The 5,580-nt window shown below is 60.4% G+C and carries 5 protein-coding genes; 1 reads left to right on the top strand and 4 read right to left on the bottom strand.

All coding sequences use genetic code 11. The features are described from left to right. Positions 1-92 precede the first annotated feature (92 nt). The 4 genes from HT737_RS23970 to HT737_RS23955 form a co-directional block, all read right to left on the bottom strand. Positions 93-1,973: an MFS transporter gene (locus HT737_RS23970; RefSeq protein WP_182404140.1), complete on the bottom strand. Its 1,881-nt coding sequence runs from the start codon at positions 1,971-1,973 to the stop codon at positions 93-95. A 97-nt stretch (positions 1,974-2,070) separates the two neighbouring features. Further along, complete coding sequence (locus HT737_RS23965; protein WP_121184430.1) at positions 2,071-3,222, bottom strand: TDT family transporter; 1,152 nt, start codon at positions 3,220-3,222, stop codon at positions 2,071-2,073. A gap of 105 nt (positions 3,223-3,327) precedes the next feature. After that, complete coding sequence (locus tag HT737_RS23960) at positions 3,328-3,639, bottom strand: cupin domain-containing protein (protein ID WP_182404139.1); 312 nt, start codon at positions 3,637-3,639, stop codon at positions 3,328-3,330. Positions 3,640-3,690: 51 nt separating this feature from the next. Next, positions 3,691-4,878: an MFS transporter gene (locus HT737_RS23955; protein ID WP_182404138.1), complete on the bottom strand. Its 1,188-nt coding sequence runs from the start codon at positions 4,876-4,878 to the stop codon at positions 3,691-3,693. Positions 4,879-4,970: 92 nt separating this feature from the next. Here HT737_RS23955 and HT737_RS23950 point away from each other — a divergent pair, with 92 nt between their 5' ends. Further along, complete coding sequence (locus tag HT737_RS23950; RefSeq protein ID WP_047292900.1) at positions 4,971-5,513, top strand: TetR/AcrR family transcriptional regulator; 543 nt, start codon at positions 4,971-4,973, stop codon at positions 5,511-5,513. Positions 5,514-5,580 lie beyond the last annotated feature (67 nt).

Here is a 5,580-nt window from a genome sequence, read left to right as displayed (position 1 = left end):
CCAGCTCCCACAGGGATCTCCGGTGAACACAAGTCTTGTGTAAATCCAGAAAACCTGTGGGAGCTGGCTTGCCAGCGATGGGGCCAGCACTATCACCGATTACCTGACTGCCCGCGCAACGCCCCCACCAACCCCTGCAATTTCGCCGGTTCCGCAGATTCCACCGCCACCGCCGAACCGGCCACCAACGTCACCCGCGACCACAACCGCTTGAACAGCCCCTTGTTCGGATCGCGGCTGAAGAAACTGCCCCACAACCCCTGCAACGCCAACGGAATCACCGGTACCGGGGTTTCTTCGAGAATACGCGTCAGCCCGCCCTTGAACTCGTTGATCTCGCCGTCAGTGGTCAACTTGCCTTCCGGGAAGATGCACACCAGCTCACCGTCCTTCAGATACTGGGCGATCCGGGTGAAGGCCTTTTCGTAGATCTGGATGTCTTCGTTGCGTCCGGCGATCGGAATCGTCCCCGCCGTGCGGAAGATAAAGTTCAGTACCGGCAGGTTGTAGATCTTGTAGTACATGACAAAGCGAATCGGCCGACGCACCGCGCCGCCAATCAGCAAGGCATCGACGAACGACACGTGGTTGCACACCAGCAATGCCGCGCCCTCGTCCGGGATCGCCTCGAGGTTGCGGTGCTCGACACGGTACATGGAATGGCTGAGCAGCCAGATCATGAAACGCATGCTGAACTCGGGGACGATCTTGAAGATGTAGGCGTTGACGCCGATGTTCAGCAGCGACACCACCAGGAACAATTGCGGAATCGACAGTTTGACCACACTCAGCAACACGATCGAAACGATCGCTGACACCACCATAAACAGGGCGTTGAGAATGTTGTTGGCGGCAATCACCCGCGCCCGCTCGTTCTCGGCGGTGCGCGACTGGATCAAGGCGTACAGCGGCACGATATAGAAGCCGCCAAAAATCCCGAGTCCGAGAATATCGACCAGCACCGCCCAGGTATGCGCAAAGCCCAGCACTTCGATCCAGCTGTGGCCGGTGACGCTTTCCGGGATTCCACCGGAATGCCACCACAGCAACAGGCCAAACACGGTCAGGCCGAACGAACCGAACGGCACCAGACCGATCTCGACCTTGCGCCCGGAGAGCTTCTCGCACAGCATCGAACCCAACGCAATGCCTACCGAGAACACCGTGAGAATCAGCGTCACCACGGTTTCGTCGCCGTGCATCCATTCCTTGGCGTAGGCCGGGATCTGCGTCAGGTAAATCGCCCCGACAAACCAGAACCACGAGTTGCCGACAATCGAACGCGACACTGCAGGGGTCTGGCCCAGACCGAGTTTGAGGGTGGCCCAGGACTGGCTGAAGATGTTCCAGTTCAGGCGCATTTCCGGCGATGCTGCGGCAGCGCGTGGAATGCCGCGACTGGCGAGATAACCCAGCACGGCAATGCCGACAATCGCCGTCGACACCAGTGGCGCGTAATGGGTCGAGGACATGATGATGCCGGCGCCGATGGTCCCGGCGAGAATCGCCAGAAACGTGCCCATCTCCACCAGCCCGTTGCCGCCAACCAGTTCATCCTCACGCAATGCCTGCGGCAGGATCGAATACTTCACCGGCCCGAACAGCGCCGAATGCGTGCCCATGGCGAACAGCGCGACCAGCATCAGCGACAGGTGATCGAAGAGGAAACCGACCGATCCTACGGCCATGATCGCGATTTCCGCGAGTTTGATCAGACGGATCAGCGCGTCCTTGGCGAATTTTTCCCCGAACTGCCCGGCCAGCGCCGAAAACAGAAAGAACGGCAGGATAAACAGCAGCGCGCACAGGTTGACCCAGATCGAACGGTCACCTTCGATGGTCAGCCGATACAGAATGGCGAGAATCAGCGACTGCTTGAACACGTTGTCATTGAACGCGCCCAGCGACTGCGTGATGAAAAACGGCAGGAAGCGCCGGGTGCGAAGCAGGTTGAACTGTGAGGGGTGACTCATCTTCCGTGTTTCCCTGAGGTCGGTAGAGAATGGCCTGGATCTGCTTATTGGAATCTCGATCGGCGCTCCAGGCCACACCTTACCTAAACTTTTCAGGTTATTTCTTCAAACCTGCAATACACGGCGAGACAAACAACTCACCGCGCCACGCGCCTTGCACGGTGCGTTTACCGACGATCAGCCACATCACTGCCAGCAACGCTACCAGCACGCAGCCCACCACACTGAAAAAACCGAGGTTCAGTGTGCTGGCAAGCTTGAGGGTCGCCAGCGAATACACGCCCAGCGGGAAGGTAAAACCCCACCAGCCGAGGTTGAACGGGATGCCGTCACGCAGATAACGCGCGGTGATCAGTAGCGCCATCAACATCCACCACAAGCCGAAGCCCCACAACGTGATGCCGGCGACCAGCCCCAGGCCCGCAGCGATTTCACCGATGCCCGACAGGCCGTTGGCGGCGAAGATCGCCGGCGCATCGCTGCCCAGCAGCAACATGCCCAATGCACCGGTACCGATCGGGCCGAGGGCCAGCCAGCTCGAGGCGGCCATGTTTTCATGCGGCAGTTTATGCAAGGCCATGCGCAGCAAGAGAATGGTCAGAATGCTGAACGCCACCGGCAGAGAGAATGCCCAAAGCACGTAGCTGGTGATCAGCACCACCAGTTGCGCGTGAGCATCGGCCAGATGCGGCGCAAGCAAACCGCCGCTGGCCGCCGCCACTTCCGCCGCCACCACCGGCAACAGCCAGACGGCGGTCATCTGATCGATGCTGTGTTCCTGACGGGTAAACATCATGTACGGAATCAACACACCGCAGGCCAGCGACATCGCCACATCGAGCCACCACAGCACTTCGGCAAGATGAATCACCCCATCGCCCCAGCGGGGCAGGCCGAACAGCAGAAAGCCGTTGATGATGGTCGCCAGGCCCATGGGTATGGTGCCGAAGAACATCGATACCGTGGAGTGACCGAAGATTCGCCGCGCCTCATCGAAAAACAGCACCCAGCGGGCGGCATAGGCGAAGGTAAACAAGGTGAACAACAGAATGTTGAACAGCCACAACCCTTCGGCCACCGCGTGCAACCCGGGGATCGCCACCGGCAGTTGCGCCAGCGCCAGGGCCAGCACGCCGGTGCCCATGGTTGCGGCGAACCAGTTCGGGGTGAATTGTCGGATCGCTTCACGCGGATGCTGAAGCTGGCTGAACGGCTTGATACCGGGTTTGGCAGTGTTGGGGCAAATCATCATGAACTCCTGTCCTCAGGTGAGGTTGAGTCCATGGTAGAACCGAATCGAATATCTATATAACGGGTAATTTCTCTATCTGTTATCTACTTTGCAGATAAGCGTCTAGACACTGCCTTCGCTTTCGATCACTAGAATCCGCGCCGCGCCCTGCGGATGTGCCACGTGCTCGGTGCCGACCGAGGCGTAGAAAATGTCGCCGACCTCCAGTAGCACCTGCTTTTCCTCGCCCTGTTGGCGATAGTGCATCTGCACCCGCCCATCGAGCACCACGAACACTTCCTCACCGTCGTTGATGTGCCATTTGTACGGCTGATCGGTCCAGTGCAGGCGTGTGGTGATGCCGTTCATGTTGGCGATGTCCAGCGCGCCCCAGGCACGCTCGGCGGTGAACGACTTGCTGCGGATAATCTTCATCTGTCGATCCGTGAAAAGAAGGCCGGACAAAGGTAACTGAAACCACCGCGTTTATGGAGTGCTGCAAGCCTTGACTGCTTGCGGGCGCAGGCTGAGCAACAGCGCGGCGACGGCCAGGACGATCAATCCGGCGCCGTAGCCGTCGGTGGTCGCCAGCAATCCATAGGCGCGGGTCAAATGCCCGGCCAACAAGGCCGGCAGGCAGAACGCCAGATAACTCAGCGCGTAGTACGCCGACATCAAACCGGCCCGTTCATGCGGCAGGGCCAACGGCACCAGGCTGCGCACCGCGCCGAGGAAACCCGAGCCAAAGCCGCAACCGGCAACCAGTGTGCCGAGGAAAAACAGCGCCAGACTGGCACTGTGCACGCCAAGCAAAATCAGCAGCACGCCGACAGGCAGCAGACTGGCGCCGATTTGCAGGGCTTTGCCGGCGGGACGATTGCGCAAAGTGAAAATCATCACGGCACCGGTCACGGTCAGCGCCGAGACGGTCGCACCGCCGATCAGGTTCGACGTCGAGCCCGTGGCGGTGCGCACCAGCGACGGCGCCAGCGAGGCAAAAAAGCCGCCGAGGGCCCAGGTTGCGGTGTTCAGCGGTAGCACACGCCATAAGGTCGAACGCGCCTGAACCGGCACATGCAGGGTTGGCCGCAACGAAGCCCAGGCCCCGGCTTGCGGGGTGACGCTTTCCGGCAGACGCCAGAGAAACACCGCCTGCAACACAAACAGCGCCAGCAACAACCCGTAAGTCAGTTGCAACGGCGCCGGGGCGAATTCGGCGAGCAGGCCACAGCCCATACTGCCCAGCGCCATGCCGAGCAACGGTGCGACGCTGTTGATCAACGGCCCTTGCTGGCGGTCGGTGTCGAGCAGTGTGGCGCTCAAAACAGCGGTGGCCATGCCGGTGGCAAAACCCTGCAGCACGCGGGCGCTGATCAGCCAGGCAACACTGTCGGCGCTGATGAACAGCAGCATCGCCAGCGCGTTGAGCAGCACGGCAGTGAAAATCACCGGCTTGCGCCCCAGGTGATCGGACAGCGATCCGACCGTCAACAACGCCGCCAGCAGACTCAGCGCATACACGCCGAAAATCAGGGTCAGCACCGCTGCCGAGAAGTGCAGTTGATCCTGATACAGGTGATACAACGGCGTCGGCGCCGTGGAAGCGGCGAGGAAACTGAGTAAGGTGATCGCCAGGAAAATCAGGCTGCCACGGTTGGAAGCAAGGCTGGTCATGGGCACACTCCGCAAAAGCTAATTTTTTGCTTTTTGCGGAGTGTGCGCTCGACTTTGGCTTAAAGCAAATTCTTTGTGTTAAGGTCTGGCGCATGGCTATTAAAGAAGGTTTACGCCCCGGTGGCCGCAGTGCCCGGGTGCAAGAGTCGATTCATTCGGCAGTCCGCGCACTTCTGCAAGAACAGGAGCGCAGCACCGTGACCGTCCCGCAAATCGCGGCGCGCGCCGGGGTCACGCCGTCGACGATCTATCGGCGCTGGGGTGATCTGGCAGCATTGCTCGCCGACGTCGCCCTCGCCCGCATGCGCCCGGACAGCGAACCGGCGGTGACCGGTGACCTGCGCGGTGATATCCGCGCCTGGGCCGAGCAATATCTGGACGAAATGAGTTCGGAGCCGGGGCGCAATATGATGCGCGACGTGCAGGCCAGCGCCACGCCGGGGTATTGTGTGACGATCATTGGCGCGCAGTTGCAGACCATCATCGAGCGTCACCCTGATGAGCCGGCGCCGAGCGTTGATCATCTGATCAATCTGGTGGTGGCCCCGGTGGTGTTCCGCATTCTGTTTTCGGCGGCGGCGCTGGAGGTGGATGAGCTGCATCGGCTGATCGATATCGCACTGCGACAGGACTGACGCTTTCGCTGGCAAGCCAGCTCCCACAGGGTCTGTGATGTTCACAAAATATGTGCCCACTGGAGTT

It is taken from the genome of Pseudomonas sp. MD195_PC81_125, assembly GCF_014060985.1.
GTDB classification, from domain to species: domain Bacteria; phylum Pseudomonadota; class Gammaproteobacteria; order Pseudomonadales; family Pseudomonadaceae; genus Aquipseudomonas; species Aquipseudomonas parakoreensis.
Note: the sequence above shows the minus strand (reverse complement) of the source record. Positions and strands in the feature narration are given on the sequence as shown.